At 62.8% G+C, this 21,980-nt stretch carries 23 protein-coding genes; 20 read left to right on the plus strand and 3 right to left on the minus strand.

Features of this window, described 5'->3' with window-relative positions:
- The first annotated feature begins 24 nt into the window (after positions 1 to 24).
- From EEB12_RS27700 to EEB12_RS27745, 10 genes are read left to right on the plus strand one after another with little or no spacing between them, the layout of a single operon-like run.
- Positions 25 to 765, plus strand: coding sequence for an MlaE family ABC transporter permease (locus EEB12_RS27700; protein ID WP_021344419.1), 741 nt, complete (start codon positions 25 to 27; stop codon positions 763 to 765).
- Positions 762 to 1,634, plus strand: coding sequence for an MlaE family ABC transporter permease (locus EEB12_RS27705; RefSeq protein ID WP_003944051.1), 873 nt, complete (start codon positions 762 to 764; stop codon positions 1,632 to 1,634). Before EEB12_RS27700 ends, EEB12_RS27705 begins: the two co-directional genes overlap by 4 nt.
- Before the next feature lie 9 nt (positions 1,635 to 1,643).
- Positions 1,644 to 2,813, plus strand: a complete 1,170-nt coding sequence (locus tag EEB12_RS27710; RefSeq protein ID WP_021334006.1) for an MCE family protein — start codon at positions 1,644 to 1,646, stop codon at positions 2,811 to 2,813.
- Complete coding sequence (locus EEB12_RS27715; RefSeq protein ID WP_141488882.1) at positions 2,810 to 3,832, plus strand: MCE family protein; 1,023 nt, start codon at positions 2,810 to 2,812, stop codon at positions 3,830 to 3,832. Before EEB12_RS27710 ends, EEB12_RS27715 begins: the two co-directional genes overlap by 4 nt.
- Positions 3,833 to 3,837: 5 nt before the next feature.
- A complete protein-coding gene (locus tag EEB12_RS27720; protein ID WP_050794052.1) occupies positions 3,838 to 4,851 on the plus strand; it encodes an MCE family protein in 1,014 nt (337 codons plus the stop codon).
- The gene (locus EEB12_RS27725; RefSeq protein WP_141488883.1) at positions 4,851 to 6,113 is read left to right on the plus strand and encodes an MCE family protein; all 1,263 of its coding nucleotides are present in this window, start codon (positions 4,851 to 4,853) and stop codon (positions 6,111 to 6,113) included. Before EEB12_RS27720 ends, EEB12_RS27725 begins: the two co-directional genes overlap by 1 nt.
- Positions 6,110 to 7,315, plus strand: a complete 1,206-nt coding sequence (locus tag EEB12_RS27730) for an MCE family protein (protein WP_258537544.1) — start codon at positions 6,110 to 6,112, stop codon at positions 7,313 to 7,315. The genes EEB12_RS27725 and EEB12_RS27730 overlap by 4 nt, the downstream gene beginning before the upstream one ends.
- The gene (locus EEB12_RS27735; protein WP_141488884.1) at positions 7,312 to 8,631 is read left to right on the plus strand and encodes an MCE family protein; all 1,320 of its coding nucleotides are present in this window, start codon (positions 7,312 to 7,314) and stop codon (positions 8,629 to 8,631) included. The genes EEB12_RS27730 and EEB12_RS27735 overlap by 4 nt, the downstream gene beginning before the upstream one ends.
- Positions 8,598 to 9,134, plus strand: coding sequence for a hypothetical protein (locus EEB12_RS27740; RefSeq protein WP_020907934.1), 537 nt, complete (start codon positions 8,598 to 8,600; stop codon positions 9,132 to 9,134). Before EEB12_RS27735 ends, EEB12_RS27740 begins: the two co-directional genes overlap by 34 nt.
- The gene (locus EEB12_RS27745; protein ID WP_113684201.1) at positions 9,131 to 9,598 is read left to right on the plus strand and encodes a hypothetical protein; all 468 of its coding nucleotides are present in this window, start codon (positions 9,131 to 9,133) and stop codon (positions 9,596 to 9,598) included. Before EEB12_RS27740 ends, EEB12_RS27745 begins: the two co-directional genes overlap by 4 nt.
- On the opposite strand, the gene EEB12_RS27750 is transcribed toward EEB12_RS27745, so the two are convergent.
- The gene (locus EEB12_RS27750; protein WP_003943994.1) at positions 9,595 to 10,185 is read right to left on the minus strand and encodes a TetR/AcrR family transcriptional regulator; all 591 of its coding nucleotides are present in this window, start codon (positions 10,183 to 10,185) and stop codon (positions 9,595 to 9,597) included. The two genes, EEB12_RS27745 and EEB12_RS27750, sit on opposite strands and share 4 nt — an antisense overlap.
- A gap of 220 nt (positions 10,186 to 10,405) precedes the next feature.
- Here EEB12_RS27750 and EEB12_RS27755 point away from each other — a divergent pair, with 220 nt between their 5' ends.
- The gene (locus EEB12_RS27755) at positions 10,406 to 11,944 is read left to right on the plus strand and encodes an FAD-binding protein (RefSeq protein WP_141488885.1); all 1,539 of its coding nucleotides are present in this window, start codon (positions 10,406 to 10,408) and stop codon (positions 11,942 to 11,944) included.
- Positions 11,945 to 11,973: 29 nt separating this feature from the next.
- Here the strand turns inward: EEB12_RS27755 and EEB12_RS27760 are convergent, their stop codons facing one another.
- Positions 11,974 to 12,483 (minus strand): MarR family winged helix-turn-helix transcriptional regulator, encoded by a 510-nt coding sequence (locus EEB12_RS27760; RefSeq protein ID WP_020969752.1) that lies wholly within the window; start codon positions 12,481 to 12,483, stop codon positions 11,974 to 11,976.
- A 175-nt stretch (positions 12,484 to 12,658) separates the two neighbouring features.
- Between EEB12_RS27760 and EEB12_RS27765 the strand changes: the two genes are divergently transcribed.
- Positions 12,659 to 13,441, plus strand: coding sequence for a dioxygenase (locus EEB12_RS27765; RefSeq protein WP_019748662.1), 783 nt, complete (start codon positions 12,659 to 12,661; stop codon positions 13,439 to 13,441).
- Positions 13,442 to 13,480: 39 nt separating this feature from the next.
- Here the strand turns inward: EEB12_RS27765 and EEB12_RS27770 are convergent, their stop codons facing one another.
- Entirely contained in the window at positions 13,481 to 13,939 is a 459-nt protein-coding gene (locus EEB12_RS27770; RefSeq protein WP_020907928.1) for a peroxiredoxin, read from the minus strand.
- A 57-nt stretch (positions 13,940 to 13,996) separates the two neighbouring features.
- On the opposite strand from EEB12_RS27770, the gene EEB12_RS27775 reads away from it, so the two are divergent.
- From EEB12_RS27775 to EEB12_RS27810, 8 genes are all read left to right on the plus strand, one after another.
- Positions 13,997 to 15,583 (plus strand): anthranilate synthase component I, encoded by a 1,587-nt coding sequence (locus EEB12_RS27775; protein WP_019748660.1) that lies wholly within the window; start codon positions 13,997 to 13,999, stop codon positions 15,581 to 15,583.
- Positions 15,580 to 16,287, plus strand: a complete 708-nt coding sequence (locus EEB12_RS27780; protein ID WP_019748659.1) for a TIGR02234 family membrane protein — start codon at positions 15,580 to 15,582, stop codon at positions 16,285 to 16,287. Before EEB12_RS27775 ends, EEB12_RS27780 begins: the two co-directional genes overlap by 4 nt.
- 125 nt (positions 16,288 to 16,412) lie before the next feature.
- Complete coding sequence (trpC, locus tag EEB12_RS27785; protein WP_003944016.1) at positions 16,413 to 17,222, plus strand: indole-3-glycerol phosphate synthase TrpC; 810 nt, start codon at positions 16,413 to 16,415, stop codon at positions 17,220 to 17,222.
- A 74-nt stretch (positions 17,223 to 17,296) separates the two neighbouring features.
- Positions 17,297 to 18,646: a tryptophan synthase subunit beta gene (trpB, locus tag EEB12_RS27790; RefSeq protein WP_019748657.1), complete on the plus strand. Its 1,350-nt coding sequence runs from the start codon at positions 17,297 to 17,299 to the stop codon at positions 18,644 to 18,646.
- Positions 18,643 to 19,446 carry a tryptophan synthase subunit alpha gene (gene trpA, locus EEB12_RS27795; protein ID WP_003944010.1) on the plus strand — a complete coding sequence of 268 codons (804 nt, stop codon included), beginning with the start codon at positions 18,643 to 18,645 and terminating at the stop codon, positions 19,444 to 19,446. Before trpB ends, trpA begins: the two co-directional genes overlap by 4 nt.
- A complete protein-coding gene (gene lgt / locus EEB12_RS27800; RefSeq protein WP_019748656.1) occupies positions 19,443 to 20,516 on the plus strand; it encodes a prolipoprotein diacylglyceryl transferase in 1,074 nt (357 codons plus the stop codon). Before trpA ends, lgt begins: the two co-directional genes overlap by 4 nt.
- Positions 20,513 to 20,938 carry a TM2 domain-containing protein gene (locus EEB12_RS27805; protein ID WP_020907925.1) on the plus strand — a complete coding sequence of 142 codons (426 nt, stop codon included), beginning with the start codon at positions 20,513 to 20,515 and terminating at the stop codon, positions 20,936 to 20,938. Before lgt ends, EEB12_RS27805 begins: the two co-directional genes overlap by 4 nt.
- A gap of 127 nt (positions 20,939 to 21,065) precedes the next feature.
- Positions 21,066 to 21,944, plus strand: coding sequence for a TM2 domain-containing protein (locus tag EEB12_RS27810; RefSeq protein WP_029538193.1), 879 nt, complete (start codon positions 21,066 to 21,068; stop codon positions 21,942 to 21,944).
- Positions 21,945 to 21,980 lie beyond the last annotated feature (36 nt).

Genomic DNA, 21,980 nt, shown 5'->3' on the forward strand with positions numbered 1-21,980 from the left:
GGAAGAGTTGCACTTGCGGGCCCGATGCGCGAACTCGGCCAGTTCTACCGGATGGGCGCCGATGTCGCAGTGGGCTTGTTCCGCACCCGCTTTCAGGTGCAGGAGTTTCTCGAGCAGAGTTGGATGATCGCCCGGGTGTCGATCGTGCCGACAGTGTTGGTAGCCGTGCCGTTCACGGTCCTGGTGAGTTTCACCCTCAACATCCTTCTCCGCGAGATCGGTGCCGCCGACCTCAGCGGCGCCGGGGCCGCGCTCGGTGCCGTGACTCAGGTCGGTCCGGTGGTGACGGTGCTGATCGTGGCAGGTGCGGGCGCGACAGCCATCGCCGCCGATCTGGGATCGAGAACGATTCGTGAAGAGATCGACGCCATGGAGGTGCTCGGGATCGATCCGATCAATCGGTTGGTGATTCCGCGGGTGGTCGCGTCGACCGTGGTGGCTTTGCTGCTCAACGGACTCGTCTGCGTCATCGGCATCGCCGGCGGTTACGCCTTCTCGGTGTTTCTCCAGGGCGTGAACCCTGGCGCCTTCGTCGAGGGAATCACGTTGCTGACCGGCCTGCCCGAGGTGGCGTTGTCGATGGTCAAAGCTGCACTGTTCGGGATGCTGGCGGGATTGGTGGCCTGCTATCGCGGACTGTCGGTACGGGGTGGGCCGAAAGGCGTGGGGGAGGCCGTCAACGAAACGGTGGTGTACGCATTCATGGCGTTGTTCGTCGTCAACACCATCGTCACCGCGGTCGGCATCCGATTGACGGCGGGGTGATCGAGGTGACGCTGTCGGATTCGCTGGCACAAATCGGCAAGTTCGGACGCACGCGGGCGCGGGTGGCTCGAACGTCACGCTCGATCGACGATGTCGGGCGACAAGCTGTCTTCTTCGCGCGCGCCATCGCTCACATCCCGTGGGCAATTCGCAAACACCCGAAAGAAGTGTTGAGGCTGGTAGCCGAGATCAGCATGGGCACCGGAGCTTTGGCAGTGATCGGCGGCACGGTTGCGGTCGTAGGTTTTCTGACTCTAGCCTCGGGCGGCACCATTGCGATCCAAGGCTTCAGCTCGCTGGGAAATATCGGAGTCGAAGCGCTCACCGGATTCTTCTCCGCCTTCATCAACGTTCGTATCGCTGCGCCGGTCATCGCGGGAATCGGCCTGTCGGCCACGATCGGAGCAGGTTCGACCGCGCAGATCGGTGCCATGCGCATCAGTGAGGAAATCGACGCCCTCGAATCGATGGCGATCAGTTCGGTCCCGTACGTCGTCAGCACCCGCGTCACCGCAGGGATGATCGCGATCTTGCCGCTGTACTCACTGGCGCTCGTAGGATCATTTCTGGCCGGACGATTCACCACGGTCGTGCTGTTCGGTCAGTCCTCCGGTCTTTACGACCACTACTTCACGACGTTCCTCGATCCGGTCGACGTCGCATGGTCCTTCGTTCAAGTGCTCGTGATGGCACTACTGGTGATGCTGATCCACACGTACTACGGATACAACGCGTCCGGGGGACCGTCGGGCGTGGGAACTGCAGTGGGCCGCGGGGTTCGGCTCTCGCTGATCTGCGTCGTGGCGGTGACCCTGCTCGTCTCACTCGCGCTCTACGGCGGTTCCGGCAACTTCAATCTGTCCGGTTAGGGGGACTGCGTGCACAGATACGGCTACAAGTTGGCTGCTCTGGGCTTGGCTGCGGCGATCGTCGGGGTCATCGCTTTGTCGGTCGCGTCTTTCAACCAGGTGTTTGTCGCTCGCGTCCCGATCACGGTGATAGCGGAGCGCGCGGGGCTCGTGATGGATCCGGGCGCGCGGGTGAAGATGGCCGGGGTGACCGTGGGCTCGGTGGAGTCCATCACGCCGACTGACGACGCCACCGCACAACTGTCGTTGTCGATCGATCCCGAAGCGCTCGAATCTATTCCGTCAAACGTGGATGTGGCGATCACGTCGAACACGGCCTTCGGCGCGAAGTTCGTCAGCCTGTCCTCGCCGGAGCAGCCGAGCAGCGCGCGACTTGCCGCCGGGGCGACGATCGACGCATCCCGGGTGACTGTCGAGCTGAACACGGTGTTCGAGAAACTCACCACCGTGCTCCGGACGGTGGACCCGGGCAAGCTCGATTCGACATTGGGTGCCCTCTCGACTGCTCTGCAAGGACGCGGCGAACGGCTCGGGGTCGCACTCGAACAAGCAGATTCCTCGTTGCTCGAATTCAACACTGCACGTGAGGCTCTCGATCATGTGTTGACTGATTTACCAGCCGTCACACAGACCTACCGCGACGCTGTTCTCGACTTGATGGACACCCTCGACTCGCTCACGACGACGGGAACCACTGTTCTCGACGAGCAGCAGAATCTTGATCTCCTCTTGCTCAACGTGATCGGGGTCGCCCGCACCGGAGAAGATGTACTGGGAGCCAACGCCGACGGTATCGACACCGTTCTGTCGTTACTGCGGCCGACCACCGCACTGCTCGATGAATACTCCCCGGTGATTCCCTGCATGTTCCACGGACTGCAGGAGAGCAAGAAGATCGGCGACGGCGCCTACAACGGACAACCAGGAATCAAGATGTCGATCGGTCTGATCGCCGGAACCGAACCGTACCGATATCCCGACGACCTTCCGAAGGTCGCGGCAACAGGTGGCCCGCAGTGTATGGGTCTTCCACTGCGCGACCCGAACGTCAATGCTCCGTACCTGGTGACCGATACCGGGGTGAATCCGTTTGCGCCCGAGCGTCAGCCGAATGGTGGGCAACCGATGAACACGGTCCCGGATCTGATGAGCTACCTGTTCGGGACGGAGATCCGATGAAAGTTCGTGGGTACACCGTCAAGTTCGGAATTTTTGTTCTGGTGATGATCCTCGTCAACGCCGGGCTGATCCTCGTGTTCGGCCAGATGCGAGGTGGCGACGCGAGGTCGTACTCGGCGGAGTTCGTCAACGCCTCCGGGCTCAGAGCCGGCGACAAGGTGCGCATCGCGGGTGTGCCGGTCGGTTCTGTCGGCTCCGTCGAATTCGGTGGGAATCACCGTGCCCACGTGAGTTTCAGTGTGGATACGGGTGACACCGTGACTGTATCGACCAGAGCCGCTGTTCGATATCAGGATCTGGTGGGTAATCGATACCTCGAACTGCTCGACGATCCGGGGATCGCGGAACCGCAGCCACAGGGCGAGAGCATTCCCGTCGATCGCACCGCACCGGCACTCGACCTCGATGCGCTACTCGGTGGTTTCAAGCCGCTGTTTCAAGCCCTGGACCCGGAGCAGGTCAACGCGTTGTCGATGTCCTTGCTGGAGGTGTTTCAAGGCCAGTCCGGAACTGTGGCATCGGTGCTGGCGCACACCGGATCGATCACGAACACTCTCGCAGACCGCGACCAACTGATCGGTCGAGTGATCGGCAACCTCGACGGTGTGCTCAGTGAATTGCGCAGCCGCGGTGGTCAGTTCAGTGACACTCTCGATCACCTACAACAGCTGGTCAGCGGGCTCGCGGCGGACAGGGAGATGATCGGGACTGCCGTCGAGAGTGTGAACACCGCATCAGGCACCTTCGCCGATCTCCTCGCCGGAGTTCGCCCGGACATCGCGGGAAACCTGTCGAATCTGGACGCAAGCCTGAATCCGCTGATCGAGCAACAAAGTGAGCTCGATCGGATTCTCGCGTCCATGCCCTCGAACTACAAGCAGCTGATCCGCGTCGGCTCGTACGGGTCGTTCTTCAACTTCTATCTGTGCGGAATCGCACTGAAGGTCGACGGTGCCGACGGTACGCCGCTCACTGTCGACCTGGTGGATCAGACGACCGGAAGGTGCGCACCACGATGAGAGAGATGGCACAGAGCCAGGCCGTACGCGTGGGGGTCGTGGGATTGGTCGTCACGGCCGCCGTCGTATTGGCATCGCTCCAGTATCAGAATCTGCAGTTCCTGAAATCGGGTGTCGGGTACAGCGCGGTGTTCGCCGACGCCAGCGGTCTCGCGCCGGGAGACGAAGTCAACGCCGCCGGAGTGAAGATCGGAACGGTGGACCGGATCGAGGTCGAGCACGGACTCGCGCGCGTGGATTTCACACTGGAAGGCTCGATCGGCTTGGGAGAAAGCACATCGGCGGCCGTCACCACGATGTCGTTGCTCGGCAAGCGAGCGGTATCGCTCGATCTGGACGGTCCGGGCAGGATCGCGGTCGGCGGCGAGATCCCGGTCGAGCGTACAAGATCGGCGTACTCGCTGCCCGACGTGCTCGGTGACCTCACCACGACGGTCGAGGACATCGATCTCGACCAACTCTCCGAATCGCTCGACGCAGTGGGGCAGGTGATGTCCGACAGTGCGCCGAACCTGAGGCCGGCGCTGGACGGTGTCGCACGGATCTCCGACAGCGTCAATAGACGCGACGACATGTTGCGCACCTTGCTGTCCGATGCAAACGACGTCGCCGGGACGCTGGCCGAGCGTGGACCACAGGTCAACGCGCTACTCGTCGACGGCAACGCCTTGTTGGGAGAACTGGATCGGCGACAGGCGGCGCTGGGGGAAGTGATCACGAACATCTCGGCGTTGTCGACCCAGCTGAGCGGACTCGTCCACGACAACGAGGCGCAATTGCAACCGGTCCTCGGCAAACTCGACACGGTTGTCGGCATTCTGCAGAACAACAAGGACAACCTTTCTCAGGGAATCGACGGTCTCGGTACGTACGTGGGCACGCTCGGCGACACCGTGGCCAGCGGTCCCTTCTATTACGCCTACGTCCAGAACCTGGTACCGGCGCAATACACCCAACCGTTGATCAACGCGATGTTCGGGCTACCACCTGCGCCGCTACCGATTCCGGAGGTTCGATGATGGGTGCCTTACGAGTTCGCAAACCGGTGAACTGGCGTCGAATCGCCGTCGTCGGTGGAAGCGTCGTCGGCGCGGCGATCGTCGTCGCGTCGGGATACCTTGCGGTGCAACATCTGCGCTACTACAACGTGACCGCCTACTTCACCTCGACGACTGGTCTGTATGTCGGTGACGACGTTCGTGTCGTGGGAGTCGACGTCGGCCGCGTCACCGAGATCGCCCCACAGGGAGATCGAATGCGCGTCGAACTGAAATTGGCGCGCGAGGTTCCCGTCGCCGAGGACGCGAAAGCGGTGATCGTTGCCCAGTCACTGGTCTCGGCCCGCTTCGTGCAGTTGACGCCGGCGGTGACGGACGGCGCCGACGCACTGAATGACGGTGCGGAGATCGGGCTCGACCGAACAGCCGTCCCGGTCGAGTGGGACCAGATCAAGGAACAGCTGGGCCGGGTTGCCGATGCTTTGGGTCCCGACGGGGACGATCGCGGTCCCGCCGCCAACTTCCTCGACGGTGCCGGATCCGCACTGGCCGGCAACGGGGAAGCGCTGGGGCGCTCGGTGACCGAACTCTCGGAGGCTATGAGCACACTCGACGAAGGCGGAGCCGATCTGTTCGGCACCATCCGCGGCCTGCAGACCTTCACGACCGCACTCGCCGCAAGCGACGAACAGATCGTTCAGTTCCAAGGACGGCTGGCAAATGTCTCGAGTGTGCTCGCTGAGAGCCGGACGCAATTGGCTCCGGCTCTCGCCGATCTGGACGCCGCCGTCGTCGACGTACAGCGGTTTGTCGAACAGAACCGAACCGGCTTGACGGATCAGATCGCGAAGTTGGCCGACGTGTCCCAGGTATTGGTCGACAAGCGCGCAGGTCTCGAGAAGGTACTGCATCTGGCTCCGACAGCGTTGTCGAACTACTACAACGTCTACCGGCCGGCCCAAGGAGCGATGGTGGGTGTGCCCGCATTCCAGAACGTCGGCAACCCGATCGACTTGATCTGCGGCGGAATCGCCGGCCTGGCCAACGACACCTCGAAGAAGGGCGCGGATTTGTGCATCGAATACCTCGGCCCGTTGCTCAACACGATCAAAGCGAACTACCCGGACCTGAGCATCAATCCGACCCGGGCGCTCGGCGCTCTTCCGGACCAACTGGTGTACAGCGAGCCTGATCTGGAACCGACTGGCGCCTTGAGTTTTCCGACGGTACCGGTGGCGTCTGATCTGACCGGCTTGCTCATGCCGTCGACAGGATCACGATGACTGGCCGCCGGTGGGGAACAGTGTGTGTGGCGGCGAGCGCTGTGCTCGTTCTGACGGGTTGTCAATGGAGCGGGCTGAATTCGGTGTCGCTGCCGGGCGCGGCCGGCCGCGGTGAGGGAAGTTTCTCGGTCGTGATCGAGATGCCGGACGTCACGTCGATCAGTCCCAACTCCCCGGTCATGGTCAACGACGTGACAGTCGGAAGTATCAGTGCGATCGAGACCGACAACTGGCACGCACGGGTGACGGTTGCGCTCGACGGCTCGGTGTCGCTGCCCGCCAACGCGACTGCCAAGATCGGCCAAACCAGTCTGCTCGGATCCAAACACGTCGCGCTCGCGCCGCCCACCGAGGTGGCGCCGGAAGGGCGGTTGTCGGAGGGATCCGTGATTCCCCTTGCATCGGCCAGTGTCTATCCCACCACCGAGGAAGCGTTGACGGCACTGTCCTTGGTGCTCAACGGCGGTGGGCTGGCCCAGATTCACAGCATCACCACGGAACTGAACACTGCTCTCGGCGGACGGACCGATGCGGCGCGCGACCTGCTGAGCCAGATGGACACCGTGACCGAGACACTCGACCGTCAACGCGAGGCGATAGTCACGACCATGGAGAATCTCGACGTGTTCGCCGGCGAGATCACGGCTCAGCGAGACGTTCTCGGTGAGGCGTTGGAGACCCTTGATCCGGCCTTGGCGGACCTCAGCGTCCAACGCGTCGACCTGACCACCGCCCTCGATGCGGTCGGCAGGTTCGGGGACGTCGGGACCGATCTGGTCGACCGGACCCGCGACGATTTGAAAGCCAATTTGAGCGCCTTGGAATCGACGCTGCAGAAGGTGGTCGAAACAGGACCGGACCTGATCAACAATTTGGGCAACCTGAGTACCTTCCCCTTCCCCCAGACGACCATCGACGACGGAATGCGCGGTGATTACACCAATTTGTGGGCGCTGATCGACCTCACGAGTAATCGCCTTCAGTCAGGTCTGGGCTTCGGTACTCCGTTCGGGGCGCCGCAAACTCCGGTGGAGAACGGAGTACTGGTCGATCCTTTGACCGCGCCTCTGGGTACCGGGCGGGCCGCCCCAAGTGACACCGGGCGGACCGACCCAAGTGACACCGGGCGGGCCGCCCCAAGTGACACCGGGCGGACCGACCCAAGTAGCACAGGGCGGACCGCCCAGGACGGTGGACGATGATTCTCACGAAGTTGGTGCGAAGGCAATTGACGATCTTCGCGATCCTGGCGGTGATAGGCATGAGCGCAGCGGCTATCTCGTACCTGAGAGTCCCGACCATGCTCGGCATCGGGCGCTATTCGGTGACAGTCGAACTGCCCGACGCCGGCGGCCTGTATCGGAACGCGAACGTGACCTATCGCGGCGACACTATCGGTCAGGTCAGGTCGGTGCGTCTCTCTCCGGGAGTGGTACGCGCCGAATTATCTTTGGAGAGTGCGGTTCCCGTTCCCTCCAGCGGACTCGCAGTAGCGGTGCGAAGCGTGTCGGCAATCGGTGAGCAATACGTCGACATGCAGCCGAGCACCGCGGACGGACCCTTTCTGGCCGACGGAGACGTGATCGGCCCCGACGCTGTCACGATCCCGACCGAGATCGGACCGGTCCTCGATCAGGCGCAGGCGATGCTCGCATCCGTACCGCAGGACAAGTTGCGATCGGTGATCGACGAGTCCGCGGCAGCTTTCGGAGGCAGGGGAGAGGATCTGGCTCGTCTGCTGGATTCGACCACTTCGTTCGTCGATCAGATGTCCGCTGCCACAACGCCGGCTACGACGCTCGTACAGCAGTTGGATCCGCTCCTGCAGACACAGGTGGTGACGGGCGATCAGATTCGCCAGTGGGCGTCCAGTGTCGCTCAGCTTAGTGGACAGTTGGAGGTCGCCGACGGGTCCGTGCGCAATATCCTCGAGACCGGACCGGGCTTCGCGACTGAAGCCGACCTGCTGTTTCAAGGCCTCAAACCCACTTTGCCTGTGCTGCTTGCCAATTTCACCAGCACCGCTCAGGTTGCTTTGACGTACAACGCCGGGTTGGAACAGGTGCTCGTCATCTTGCCGCCACTGGTCGCGGCACAGGAAACCGTCGTACAACGCGGGCAGGTGGACGGCGCCGCGAACGTCAACTTCCACCTCCAAGCGCAGGACCCTGCGGCGTGCTCGACCGGTTACCTTCCTGCCGATCAGCGACGGGACCCGACCCAGATGAGTGTGCCGGACACCCCGGCTGATCTGTACTGCAAAGTGCCACAGAACTCGGTCTTCGCCGTTCGTGGATCTCGGAACATTCCCTGCATGGAGGTACCGGGCAAACGAGCACCGAGCCCGGAGATATGCCGGAGCCCCGAAGCGTACGTGCCGTCGGGGACGAATGCGCCCGGCGAGTTGTACACCGGGCCTGACGGAGTCGACTATCAACACACGGAGTTGGCTCCGGCTGACTCCGGTCCGGGGGAGCGTGAGCCGTGGCAACAGTTGCTGACGCCGACGAATCGCTGAGAGGTGAGGTGCTGGATCCGGTCCGAGGGAAGCGCGGTGTACTCACTGCCCTGGTCTGGATTGCACTCGCGGCTCTGAGCGTCGTTGTCGTCTTCGGTTGTCTGGCAGTTCGATCGGACCGCGTGCGAGAGTCCCAGCGTCAAGGGTTCGTCGACGGTGCTGTCGCAGGAACCCTTGCTCTGATCGACGTTCACTCTGCCACGCTCGACGAGGATCTCGCGGAGCTGAAGTCGCTGACTACGGGAACTTTTGCAGACGAACTGAAGTCCGGTGAATCTGCGTTCGTCGCATCGATCCGTGATTTCGCCGTCGATTCCGACGGTCATGTCGACACCGCAGCCCTGGCATCGGAATCCGGAACCTCGGGGGTGGTACTGATCGCGGCATCGGCTCAGGTCGGCAATTCGGCGGGAGAGTCTTCGGCGCGAACCTACCGTCTTCGCGTCGGTGTCGAAGAGGTCGACGGTCGGGTACTGATGTCGAGTGTGGAGTTCGTCCCGTGAAGCGCGTGGTCTTGGCGTTTGCAGCGCTGATCTTGGTGGGAGTCGGCGGGACTCTGCTCTGGAGTCACCACCGTTCGGCAGCCACTGAAACCGCACGTGTCGAGGTGATCGGTGTGGCGCCGATGCTCGTCGAGAATCTCTTGAGCTACAACAGCGACACGGTGGACGAGGATCTTGCACATGCTGCCGAGGGTGCAAGTGGAACATTTCAGGACCGCTTCGCCGAATTCGGATCGAAAACCGTTGCACCCCAGTCGAAGGAGCAAGGAATCAGCACGAAGGCGCGAGTAGTCGACGTGGGAGTGCTCTCCGCTGCTGCAGACCGAGCGGAATTGCTCCTGTTCGTCGATCAGATCACGACGAGTATCGCGCGGCCGGCACCAGCGTCGACGTCGAGCCGAGTCGAGGTGACACTCGATCGAGTCGACGGCACATGGTTGGTGAGTGCCATGACCCCCGTCTAGTGAAGGTTGTCGCGGCCCGCCATGATCAGCCTGGCAGTGACTTCGAGCCGGTCTGCGATCTGCGAATAGGACTCGTAACCCATGCCGGCTCGGACAAGCGCTCCGGACCAGGAGATTTCGAGTGCTTCGAGTACGTCGGGATCGTATGACGGCCCCAGCGCCTCGATGAGCCGCTCGCGGATGTTCTTGCCGATACGTCCCCGAAGGTGTTCGACGTCGGGATCATTGCCCATCATCGCCGTGGTCACGGCCGCGGCCAGCTCCGGTTCGTCGGAAACGAGGAGTGCGACGCTTCGAAGGACCGAGCAGACCTGCGCTTCTCGTTCCGCCTCGGGGGAGGGCTCGTGCGGTACTGCGTCGAGTCGGCGCCAGAACAGTTCTGCCACAAGGTGACTCTTGGACGAAAAATAGGTGTACGCCGTGGCTGCGGCGACACCGGCTTCCGCTGCCACCATTCGTACAGTCAGATCGGCAAACCCTTTGTCGCGCAGGACCGTGATCGCTGCCGCGGTCAATCGATCGACGGTTTCGGCTTGCTGCTGTGTGAGCCGTCGACGAGTGGACTCGAACTTGGTCTTACCAGACATGTGTCCAGACACTACGGGATCAGACCCGTGCGAGCAAAGTGTGCGCTATCGCTGCTCGTTCTCGCTCCCCGCTCGGTGTCATGTCTCGCTCCCGCTCGGCGTCATGTCTCGCTCCCGCTCGGTGGGACAGAATTTCGATCCCCCGCGATCGCTAAGTCCATGTGTTAGAACGATTTCTAGAACACGTTCGGAAATGTGCCCAGGATCGGAGAGGCTGATTATGACGAAGTGGGACGAGACATGCGACGTACTCGCTGTGGGATCGGGCGGCGGACTCGCCGGCGCGTACACGGCAGCACGCGAAGGCCTCGACGTCATTGTGATCGAAGCGACCGACAAGTACGGCGGAACAACGGCGTACTCGGGCGGCGGCGGAATGTGGTTCCCGTGCAACGCCGTTCTTCGCCGGGGCGGGGACGACGACACCATCGAAGACGCGCTGGAGTACTACCGTTCGGTGGTGGGTGATCGGACACCTGCCGACGTCCAGGAGGCATACGTTCGAGGCGGCGCCGGGCTGATCGACTATCTCGAAGAGGACTCGAATTTCGAGTTCCAGATACTGCCGTGGCCCGACTACTTCGGGGAAAAACCCAAGGCTCGCGCGAGCGGTCGACACATCGTTCCCAAACCGATGAACGCTAAGAAGCTTGGTGTGCTTCGTGATTCACTTCGATCGCCGCTCGCGACGGAGCGGTTGGGAGAAGAGTTGCCGGCGTACCTCGTCGGCGGGCAGTCGTTGATCGGTCGATTCTTGCTGGCACTTTCGACATTCGCCAACGCCGCCATGCACCTGAACACCACTCTCGAAGAATTGGTCGTCGAGGACGGATCGGTCGTCGGCGCGGTCGTCGAACAAGGTGGTCGACGTCGAACCATCCGAGCCCGCAGAGGAGTGATTCTGGCCGCGGGCGGATTCGAACAGAACGAGACCCTGCGAGCCGAATTCGGTGTTCCCGGCTCTGCGCTCGACACGATGGGTTGTCCCGGCAATCTCGGCAAGGCGCATCAGGCGGCTATCGCCGTGGGCGCCGATACCGACCTCATGGGGGAGGCCTGGTGGTCGCCGGGGCTCACCCATCCGGATGGCCGCTCCGCATTTGCGCTGTGGTTCACCGGCGGAATCTTCGTGGACGACAACGGTCGTCGATTCGTCAACGAGTCTGCGCCGTACGACCGCTTGGGTCGCTCCGTCATCGAACACATGCGGACACGAAAAGTAACCACACCGTACTGGATGATCTACGACAACAGGGAAGGTGCAGTGCCGCCGGTGAAGGCGCCCAACGTGCCCATGGCACAGACGGAGCACTATGTGGATGCGGGGTTGTGGAAGAGTGCCCAGACGCTCGAAGACCTCGCCGCCCAGATCGATGTTCCCGCAGCGGAACTGGTGCAGACCGTGAAGCGATTCAACGAGTCTGCGGCGACCGGCGTCGACACGGACTTCGGCCGAGGAGACACTGCGTACGACCGTGCCTTTTCGGAGGGGGCTTCACCGCTCGTACCGATCGACCAAGGACCGTTTCACGCGGCCGCTTTCGGTATCTCCGACCTCGGGACCAAAGGTGGTCTACGTACCGACGCAACCGGGCGGGTGCTCAAAGCCGACGGTACGGCGATTGCCGGGTTGTACGCGGCGGGGAACACGATGGCAGCGGCCAGCGGGACTACGTATCCCGGAGGTGGAAACCCGATCGGAGCGAGCATGCTGTTCAGTCACCTGGCTGCACTCGACCTCACGAAGCCGCCGTCGTAAGGATCGGGCCGCTCGTGTCGGGAAAGGGGTCAGGCCTTGCCGAGTCCGGCGGCGATTCCCTTGTCCAGTTGGCTGAGCATTGCAGTCCCCAAGGACGAAAGCTGGGCGACCTGGCGATCATCGAGGCCCTCGAAGAGGAGACCTTGAACCGAGGCGACGTGTGGCGGCGCGGCCGCGACGACCTTTGTCATTCCTTCGTCGGTGAGTACTGCGTTGGAGCCGCGGCTGCCGCGAATGACTTCCCGTTTCACCCAGCCGGCTTTCTCCATCTTCGTGACGACGTGCGAGAGGCGGGACAGGGAAGCGTTCGCGCGCTGGGCCAGTACCGACAACTGGAGCTTGTGGTCGGGGGCGTCCGAGAGTGCGGCGAGCACGAAGTATTCGAAGTGGGTGAGTGCCGAATCGCGTTGCAGTTGAGTGTCGAGTGCGGCAGGCAACCGTGTCACGAGAGCGATCAGTGTCAGCCAGGCTTCCTGCTGCTCGGCTGTGAGCCACTTCGTCTGAGACTGCGCGTCGGGCTGCGCGGTCGGTTCACTCATCGGTGACTTCTCCTTCGGGTCGAGCATTCTTCGTGCACGGAGCGTGCTGGTGTACAGCGTCTCAGACGCATGTCCAGAAGAATATTGCGGGGAATAGTTGCGGGACGCAAGTGTTGAGTCCTATATTAGGTTGAACCTTCAACTTAACGACGAATGTCTATCCCGAGGAGCCCATATGTCCACCACAACCATGCCTGCGCTGTATCTCAGCCACGGTGCTCCGCCGCTGGTGGACAGCGCGTTGTGGGTCGACCAATTGGGGGCGTGGGCCGGCGATCTTCCGCGGCCGACGGCAATCCTCGTCGTCTCGGCGCACTGGGAATCAGCACCGCTGACGATCGGTTCGACGACCACGGGCACCCCGCTCATCTACGACTTCGGTGGTTTTCCCGAGAGGTTCTACCGCGCGAAGTACAACTCTCCCGGCGCTCCGGAACTCGCAGCTCAGGTCGCCGCGTTGATGCCGGACAACGAACGAGTGGTTCAGCAGCCGAATCGAGGACTCGATCACGGTGCCTACGTGCCGCTCACGGTGATGTACCCGGACGCAGACATCCCGGTACTGCAAATTTCGCTGCCAACCCTCGATCCCGAGCGTTTGCTCCATCTCGGAGAACGCCTACGGCCACTCCGTGAGCAAGGTGTACTGATCGTGGGATCCGGATTCACCACGCACGGGCTGCCGTTCCTGCGCGATCCGTCACCGGAGGCGCAGGCCCCGGGATGGTCGGCGGAATTCGACGCGTGGGCAGGGGAGAGGTTCGCTGCCGGAGACGTCGATTCGTTGATCGACTTCCGCGCCCAAGCTCCCGGGATGCCGTACGCGCATCCGACCATCGAGCACTTCGCCCCGTTGTTCGTCACGCTCGGTGCGTCGTCCGATCCGGAGCAGGTGCCCACCCAGGTGATCGACGGATTCTGGATGGGACTTGCGAAGCGCTCGATTCAGGTCGCCTAGAGAATCAGGTTGCTCAGAGAATCATTGCGCCCAGGTGAGTCAGCTTCGATTGCGAAGGAACTCGAGTGCCTGGTCGCCGTGCGTGTTGGCGCGAAGTTCACTCGAGATGACTTTGAGAACGGTGCGGTCGGTGTCGATCACGAAGGTCGAGCGTTTGACCGGAGCCAGCTTGCCCAGGAGTCCGCGCTTGACGCCGAACTGTTCGGCTACCTTGCCGTCGGTGTCGGCGAGCAGGGGGTAGTCGAAGGATTGTGCGGTGGCAAAGGTGGACTGAGCTTCGACCGTATCGGTGCTGATACCTGCCCGCGAAGCGCCCACCGCGGCGAATTCGCTGCCCAGGTCACGGAAGTGGCACGCCTCGGCGGTGCACACCGGCGTCGAGGCTGCCGGGTAGAAGAAGAGGACCAAGGGGCCGTTCGCGAGCAGGCTCGTCAGCGAGCGCGGAGTTCCGTCCTGGTCGGGCAGCGAGAAATCGGGGGCGAGTTGGCCTGGTTTCATTCGGCCGAGGTTACCCGCGCACGACGACCGTGTGGGGGAGCCTGGGATGATGGAGGCATGCACGGCGAGCCCACCTCCATGTCCGCACGGTCGTCCGACACCGCGATCGTCGGTGACGCGTCCGATTCCACCACCACTCGGGAGCAGTTCCGTGCCCTCGCAGCTGAGCACCGGGTCGTTCCGGTCACTCGGAAAGTGTTGGCGGACTCCGAAACTCCGCTCTCGGCGTACGAGAAGTTGGCCGGCAATCGTCCAGGCACCTTCTTGCTCGAGTCGGCCGAGAACGGTCGTTCGTGGTCGCGGTGGTCGTTCATCGGCGTCGGGAGTCCGGCTGCACTGACCGTCGTGGACGGAGAGGCGGCTTGGTACGGCAATGTTCCGGCCGGTGCTCCGGCCGGCGGTGACCCGATCGATGCACTCGGTGCCACCCTCGAACTACTTCGTTCGGAGCGACTTCCCGACCTACCCCCGCTGACCGGCGGAATGGTCGGGTTCCTCGGTTACGACGCGGTGCGGCGCCTCGAGAGATTGGGTGACTCCGCGGTCGACGACCTGCAGATACCCGAGATGGTCATGCTGCTTGCTGCCGACATCGCCGCTGTCGATCACCACGAAGGGGCGATCACCCTCATCGCCAATGCGGTCAACTGGGACGGCACCGACGAGCGTGTCGACACGGCGTACGACGACGCGGTCGCCAGGTTGGACGCGATGACTCGCGCTCTCGCGGCGCCGGCGAAATCGACGGTGTCGACATTCTCGAAAGCGACTCCGAACTACCGTCGTCAACGCACCACCGAGAGCTTCGGTGTCGACGTCAAAAAGTTGATCGGCGACATCGAAGCGGGCGAGGCATTCCAGGTAGTTCTCTCGCAGCGATTCGAGATCGATTGCACTGCAGCACCGATCGACGTGTACCGGATGCTGCGCGCGTCGAACCCCAGCCCGTACATGTATCTGCTCAACGTGCCGAACGGTGACGGAGAGACGGCGTTTTCGATCGTCGGTTCGAGCCCTGAAGCACTGGTCACCGTCGCCGAGGGCGTCGCGACGACACACCCGATCGCTGGAACCAGATGGCGCGGTGCCACAGAGGAGGACGACATCCTGCTCGAGAAGGACCTCCTCGCCGACGAGAAGGAAAACTCCGAGCACCTCATGCTCGTCGATCTGGGGCGAAACGATCTGGGTCGTGTCTGTCGCCCGGGCACGGTGAAGGTGCACGACTACCGGCACATCGAGCGGTACAGCCACGTGATGCATCTCGTATCGACCGTCACCGGTCATCTGGCCGAGGGAAAGCACGCTCTCGACGCGGTCACCGCATGCTTCCCCGCTGGAACCCTGTCAGGGGCACCCAAGGTGCGTGCGATGCAGCTGATCGAAGAACTCGAGCCCACCAGGCGGGGTATCTACGGCGGCATCGTCGGCTACCTCGACTTCGCCGGCGACGCCGACACCGCGATCGCGATCCGAACGGCATTGATCAAGGACGGGATCGGATATGTCCAGGCGGGCGCCGGCGTCGTCGCCGACTCCGATCCGGTCTACGAGGACACCGAGGCCCGCAACAAGGCGATGGCAGTGCTGAGCGCCATCGCGTCGGCGCACACCCTGCGCACCATCGGAGGTGACGATCAGTGAGTGAGAACGAGTCGATTGCAGCGGAGCAGCCTACAAGGGCTTCTCGTGGCACCGCTGTGCCGAGGACGCTTTTGCTTGCACTGTCGGCAGCAGCTCTGTGGGGCAGCTCACGAATGACGTGGGTTCATCTGACCTCGAGCGACGGCAAGACGCTGGAGCGGACGACGGACCTCGACGGCAGCACCTGGGCGGCGGCGATGACTCCGCTCGCGCTCGCGCTTCTGGCGGCGATCGCGGCGTCGTTCGCGGTGCGAGGTTGGGCGCTTCGTGTGGTCGGACTGTTGGTGGCACTCGTCGCCGTCGCGGTAGCGGTTCCGGCGGTGCAGTTGTTGGTGTCCGGAGCCTCTGCGGACCGAGCGGTGGAGTTGGCCGAGTTGTCCGGTCACCCGGAAGATCTCTCGACGACTGTTTCGGTACTGCCTGCCTTGCTTGCGTTGCTCGGAGCGGTGGCGGCGCTCGGCGCAGCAGTACTTCTGATGCGCAAACCTCCAGTGCGAGGCGGGTTGTCGTCGAAGTACGACAACCCGGCCGCGCGCCGCGAAGCTGCAGCCAAGCTCGGTCAGGGAGACACGCCCGCGTCGGACGAGCCTGTGACACAACGGATGTTGTGGGACGCGCTCGATGCCGGAGAGGACCCGACAGTGGCTGATGGGGACGACGGAGCTGGGGGAGGCAACGGTGCGAAACCGGGGTCGTCGCACTGAGTAAGACTGAACCCTCACCTGCGTGGGTACCCCGGCGGAGTAGCAAAATTTCGTCCCACTAGGCTGAGACCACCCTGATGACGTATCTCACATCGGGCTCTTGCCCAGAAAGGATTCGGGCCACGATGACCGTACTCGACTCGATTCTCGACGGGGTGCGCGCTGATGTCGCCGCCCGCGAAGCCGTACTCGACTTCGCTGCAGTCAAGGCTGCTGCGGCCGCTGCACCGCCTGCACTCGATGCTGCAGCAGCACTTCTGGAATCGAGCATCGGCGTCATCGCCGAGGTCAAGCGAGCGAGCCCCTCAAAGGGTGCGCTGGCCGACATTGCCGATCCCGCAGAGCTTGCCGCGGCTTACCAAGCCGGTGGCGCACGCATCATCAGTGTTCTCACCGAAGAGCGCCGTTTTCACGGCTCGTTGGCCGACCTCGACGCAGTCCGTAAAGCGGTCACCATTCCGGTGCTGCGCAAGGACTTCATCGTGGGGCCGTACCAGATTCACGAAGCTCGCGCTCACGGCGCCGACGTCATCTTGCTGATCGTCGCGGCACTCGAACAGCAGGCGCTCGCCTCGCTGATCGATCGCACCGAATCTCTGGGAATGACTGCCCTCGTCGAGGTGCACACCGAGGAAGAAGCCAACCGCGCGCTCGAAGCCGGCGCCAAGGTGATCGGTGTCAACGCGCGCAATCTCAAAACCCTCGAGGTGGACAAGAACACCTTCGGTCGCATTGCTCCCGGTCTGCCGACCGAGACGATCAAGATCGCCGAATCGGGTGTTCGCGGAACTGCCGATCTGTTGGCGTACGCCGGTGCGGGCGCCGACGCAGTGCTCGTCGGTGAAGGCCTCGTGACCAGCGGCGACCCTCGCAAGGCTGTCGCAGATCTGGTCAATGCCGGTGCACACCCGTCCTGCCCCAAACCGTCTCGATAAAGCGCTTCACCCGCCCGGCGTGCTTTGATGCACCCGGGCGGTGACCAGCGACACCGTTGGGGCAGACTGGTGGGGTGACTTCACGTACTCAGGAACCAGGCTCCGGTGCAGTATTCAAGGGCGGCAATCTGCCGCCGGCCAGCGCGGGACTCACCGAGCGCTCTCACGACCCGGATGCCGGAGGGCATTTCGGCGTCTATGGCGGACGGCATGTGCCGGAAGCCCTCATGGCGGTTATCGAGGAAGTCACTGCGGAGTACGAAAAGGCTCGCGCGGACGACACGTTCTTGAACGAACTCGATCGCTTGCAGCGCGATTACACCGGGCGTCCGTCGCCGATTTTCGAGGCAACGCGAATGAGCGAGTTCGCCGGTGGTGCGCGCATCATTCTCAAGCGTGAAGATCTGAACCACACCGGTTCTCACAAGATCAACAATGTTCTCGGTCAGGTTCTGCTGGCGAAGCGTATGGGCAAGACCCGCATCATCGCCGAGACCGGAGCGGGCCAGCACGGTGTGGCATCGGCCACCGCCTGTGCACTGCTCGGTCTCGAGTGCGTCATCTACATGGGTGCTGTCGACACCGAACGTCAAGCACTGAACGTCGCACGCATGCGCCTGCTCGGCGCGGAGGTCGTCTCGGTCGAGACCGGTTCGCGCACGCTCAAGGACGCGATCAACGAAGCCTTGCGCGACTGGGTTTCCCACGCGGACAACACCTATTACTGCTTCGGTACCGCGGCAGGCCCGCACCCGTTCCCCACCATCGTTCGCGACTTCCAGCGAGTGGTCGGCCTCGAAACACGCGTCCAGGTTCAGGCACTGACCGGCCGCCTGCCCGATGCAGTCACAGCCTGCGTCGGAGGCGGCTCCAACGCAATCGGAATCTTCCATCCGTTCATCGACGATCTGTCGGTACGTCTGGTTGGCTACGAAGCAGCCGGCGACGGTGTCGAAACCGGAAGGCATGCAGCAACGTTCGCCGGCGGTACCCCTGGCGCATTCCAGGGTGCCTACTCCTACCTGCTCCAGGACGAAGACGGTCAGACCATCGAATCGCACTCGATCTCTGCTGGTCTGGACTACCCGGGCGTCGGACCCGAGCACGCTTACCTGAGCGATATCGGGCGTGCCACCTACGAACCCGTCACCGACAGCGAAGCGATGGATGCTCTACTGCTGCTCTCGCGCCGCGAAGGCATCATCCCGGCCATCGAATCCGCCCACGCCGTTGCCGGCGCGCTCCGACTGGGCAAGGAACTCGGCGAGGGCGCGATCATCGTCGTCAATCTCTCCGGTCGCGGTGACAAGGACATGGACACCGCCGCAAGCTGGTTCGGTCTCTTCGACGGCGCCTCGAGTCAGGCAACCGCTCCGGCTGATGCAGCAGACCAGAACGACAACACGGAAGGCTCGGACAAGTGAGCGAACGACCATCACGCCTCGCACCCACCTTTGCAGCGTGCAAGGCTGACAAGCGTGCCGCCCTCGTCGGTTACCTGCCTGCCGGTTATCCGACCGTTCCCGAATCGATCGACGTGTTCAAGGCGATGGTCGACGGTGGCTGCGACATCATCGAAGTCGGTGTCGCGTATTCCGATCCGGTCATGGACGGTCCGACCATCCAGCGTGCAGCCGAAACCGCACTCACCAACGGCGTTCGCCTTCGCGACATCTTCACCGTGATCGAGCAGATCAGTTCGGTCGGCGGCAAGGCCGTCGTGATGACCTACTGGAACCCGGTACTGCAGTACGGCGTCGACAAGTTCGCACGAGACCTCGCTTCCGCCGGCGGGCTCGGACTCATCACCCCCAACCTCATTCCGGAAGAAGCAGGCGCCTGGATGGAAGCATCCGAGGAGCACCACCTCGACCGGATCTTCCTTGTCGCCCCGTCCTCGACGGAAGAACGGCTCGCGATGACACTCGACGCGAGTAGTGGATTCATCTACGCGGCCTCGACAATGGGTGTCACCGGCGCTCGAGACGCCGTGTCTTCGATGGCTCCGGAACTGACCGCACGAATCCGCGCGCATTCCGACATTCCCGTCGGCGTCGGATTGGGTGTTCGGTCCGGCGCACAAGCTGCCGAAATCGCGGCGTACGCCGATGCCGTCATCGTCGGCTCGGCTCTGGTCTCCGCGGTCGAGAACGGCTTGGGAGCGGTTCGCTCGCTCACCGAAGAACTCGCCGAGGGCGTCCGCTCGGCTACCGTGGCGTCGTGACCTCAACTGTGGACCTACTGGCCTATATCCCCAGCCCGCCCCAAGGCGTCTGGTACGTCGGACCGGTAGCGCTGCGCGCCTACGCGCTCTTCATCATCCTCGGCATCATCGTCGCGATCGTGTGGGGAGATCGTCGTTGGGTCGCCCGCGGCGGCGAGAAGGGGACCGTTCTCGACATCGCGATCTGGGCTGTTCCGTTCGGTCTGATCGGTGGCAGGCTCTATCACGTATTGACCGACTGGCCCGCCTATTTCGGCGAGAACGGTCAGCCTCTCGATGCACTCAAGGTGTGGCAGGGAGGCCTCGGAATCTGGGGAGCTGTGTTCCTCGGCGGCATCGGTGCGTGGATCGGCTGCCGTCGACGCGGCATTCCGGTTTCCGCGCTCGGTGATGCGATTGCGCCCGGAATCCTGCTCGCGCAGGCCATCGGTCGTATCGGCAACTACTTCAACCAGGAGTTGTACGGTCGCGAGACCACCGTCCCATGGGGCCTCGAGATCTTCGAGCGTGTGAACTCCTCCGGCCAGCTCGATCAACTGGCAGGTGTCTCCAACGGAGAAGTCATTCGGGTCGTTCACCCGACGTTCCTCTACGAAGCTGTGTGGAACGTCCTGATCGTGATCCTGCTGGTCCTCGTCGACCGCCGATTCAAGATCGGTCACGGACGCCTGTTTGCTCTGTACGTCGCGGGTTATTGCCTGGGCCGGTTTGTCGTCGAACTGATGCGCGACGATTTCGCATACGAGATCGCCGGCATTCGAGTCAACACATTCACTTCGGGGATCGTGTTCTTCGCCGCACTGGCCTACTTCTTCCTGGCGAAGAAGGGTCGTGAGGATCCGGCTGATTTGAAGTCGAAGGACTACGTCGCTGCGGTAGCTGCCGGCGAAGCAGGAGTCGCGGCGCCAGTTACCGAAACTGATTCGGCGAAGGCCGACGCGAAAGGCGCCGACGCTGAAGATTCTGAATCCGATGCTGCTGAATCCGCTTCCAGTGAGGCAAGCGCCTCCACGGCAGCGTCGGATGAGTCGTCGGACGCGGTGAAGCTGTCGAAGAAAGACAAGCCGTGACAGGTCCCTATTCGCAAGGGGGATTCCCCGAGGATCAGGGACCGGTCTACGGCGCGCCCAATCCGTACGGATATCAGCAGCCACTGCCCGCTCAATCGATGTACGGGTTCGGAGATCCCTATGCGCCGTACGGTCGGCACCCGGTAACGGGGGAACCGTATTCCGACAAGTCGAAAGCTACAGCTGGACTGTTGCAGATCTTGCTGGGCTTCTTCGGAATCTGTGGAGTCGGTCGTCTTTACATCGGGAGCGTCGGCATTGGACTGTGCCAACTGCTCGGCATGTTCTTCGCGCTGTTCATGTCCGCGTTCCTCATCGGAATTCCATTTGCCATCGGAATTTGGATCTGGGCGTTCGTCGACGGCATCGTGATACTTTCGGGCAATGCGCGGGACGGTGTTCGCCGGCCGTTACGAGGATGATCCGGGAGCACGAACCGAGGAAAGATCTGTGGGGGACCGGCCACGCGAAGGCCGAACCCGTCTCGTGGCCCGATAACAAAAGCTATTACGTACCGTCGTCGAATCGAAGGAAAGTACGTTGCCTAACTTGAACAAGAATCCGGAACCGTCCGAGTCGGGGGACTCGTCAGGATCGCAGCCGCCGGTTCCACCCCAGTTCGGGTCGCCGTTCGACTACGACGCGACGGCAGATGCGTCGTTGACGGAAACCTCGGCGCCAACGGAAAAGACTCCGTCGACGGAGACCACCGGCACCGGTCCAGGCTGGGACACGTATTCGGGAGTCGGGAACGGCCCGGGCTGGGGAAACCACCCCATCTACCCGCCGCCGACCGGAACCGAATCGACTACAGCGTTCCCCACTGCCGATTCTGATTCCACCCCGAGTCAGCCCACGGCGCCTTACACGTCGCAGGAAAGCTACGCCGCCCAGAACTATCCGGCGACCGACCATCCGGCGCCGGACTACTCGAGGCCGACCCAAACCCCGACGGACGGTCCCGTCTACGGTGCGCCGGCAGATCAAACTCCGAATCCCTACGCGGCTCCGCCGCAGGGCTACCCCGCCGCTCCACCGCAGGGAAGCCAGAATTACGGTCAGCAGCAGGGCTACCCCCAGCCTGGATATTCGCAGCCCGGTTACGGTCAGCCTCAGGGGTACCCGCAAGGTCAGGGTTATCCTCAGCCTGGTTTCGGCCTTGTCGATCCGTCCGCACCCTACGGACGTGACCCGATGACCGGCGAACCGTATTCGGACAAGTCGAAGACGACCGCCGGATTGCTGGGCATTCTGCTCGGCGGTTTCGGAGCAGGACGTTTTTACCTCAACCAGCCCGGCATGGCTGTCGCACAGATCGCGGTCACTTGGTTGACGTGTGGAATCGGTGGCATCTGGCCGCTCATCGACGGAATCATGATGTTGACCGGCAGTGTGCGCGATCAGTACAACCGACCTTTGCGTAGCTGATCGAAAACGATGTTCGGAACTGTGGCCCCCTGACGC

It is taken from the genome of Rhodococcus sp. WS1 (assembly GCF_003797745.1).
GTDB classification, from domain to species: domain Bacteria; phylum Actinomycetota; class Actinomycetes; order Mycobacteriales; family Mycobacteriaceae; genus Rhodococcus_F; species Rhodococcus_F erythropolis.

Bases quoted from the DNA above. Each gene is read 5' to 3' on its own strand.
- EEB12_RS27715 (WP_141488882.1), top strand. From the start codon at position 2,810: ATGAAAGTTCGTGGGTACACCGTCAAGTTCGGAATTTTTGTTCTGGTG.
- EEB12_RS27765 (WP_019748662.1), top strand. From the start codon at position 12,659: ATGTCCACCACAACCATGCCTGCGCTGTATCTCAGCCACGGTGCTCCG.
- trpC (WP_003944016.1), top strand. From the start codon at position 16,413: ATGACCGTACTCGACTCGATTCTCGACGGGGTGCGCGCTGATGTCGCC.
- EEB12_RS27755 (WP_141488885.1), top strand. From the start codon at position 10,406: ATGACGAAGTGGGACGAGACATGCGACGTACTCGCTGTGGGATCGGGC.
- EEB12_RS27730 (WP_258537544.1), top strand. From the start codon at position 6,110: ATGACTGGCCGCCGGTGGGGAACAGTGTGTGTGGCGGCGAGCGCTGTG.
- EEB12_RS27750 (WP_003943994.1), bottom strand. From the start codon at position 10,185: ATGTCTGGTAAGACCAAGTTCGAGTCCACTCGTCGACGGCTCACACAG.
- EEB12_RS27720 (WP_050794052.1), top strand. From the start codon at position 3,838: ATGGCACAGAGCCAGGCCGTACGCGTGGGGGTCGTGGGATTGGTCGTC.
- EEB12_RS27775 (WP_019748660.1), top strand. From the start codon at position 13,997: ATGCACGGCGAGCCCACCTCCATGTCCGCACGGTCGTCCGACACCGCG.
- EEB12_RS27770 (WP_020907928.1), bottom strand. From the start codon at position 13,939: ATGAAACCAGGCCAACTCGCCCCCGATTTCTCGCTGCCCGACCAGGAC.
- EEB12_RS27735 (WP_141488884.1), top strand. From the start codon at position 7,312: ATGATTCTCACGAAGTTGGTGCGAAGGCAATTGACGATCTTCGCGATC.
- EEB12_RS27700 (WP_021344419.1), top strand. From the start codon at position 25: ATGCGCGAACTCGGCCAGTTCTACCGGATGGGCGCCGATGTCGCAGTG.
- EEB12_RS27725 (WP_141488883.1), top strand. From the start codon at position 4,851: ATGGGTGCCTTACGAGTTCGCAAACCGGTGAACTGGCGTCGAATCGCC.
- EEB12_RS27760 (WP_020969752.1), bottom strand. From the start codon at position 12,483: ATGAGTGAACCGACCGCGCAGCCCGACGCGCAGTCTCAGACGAAGTGG.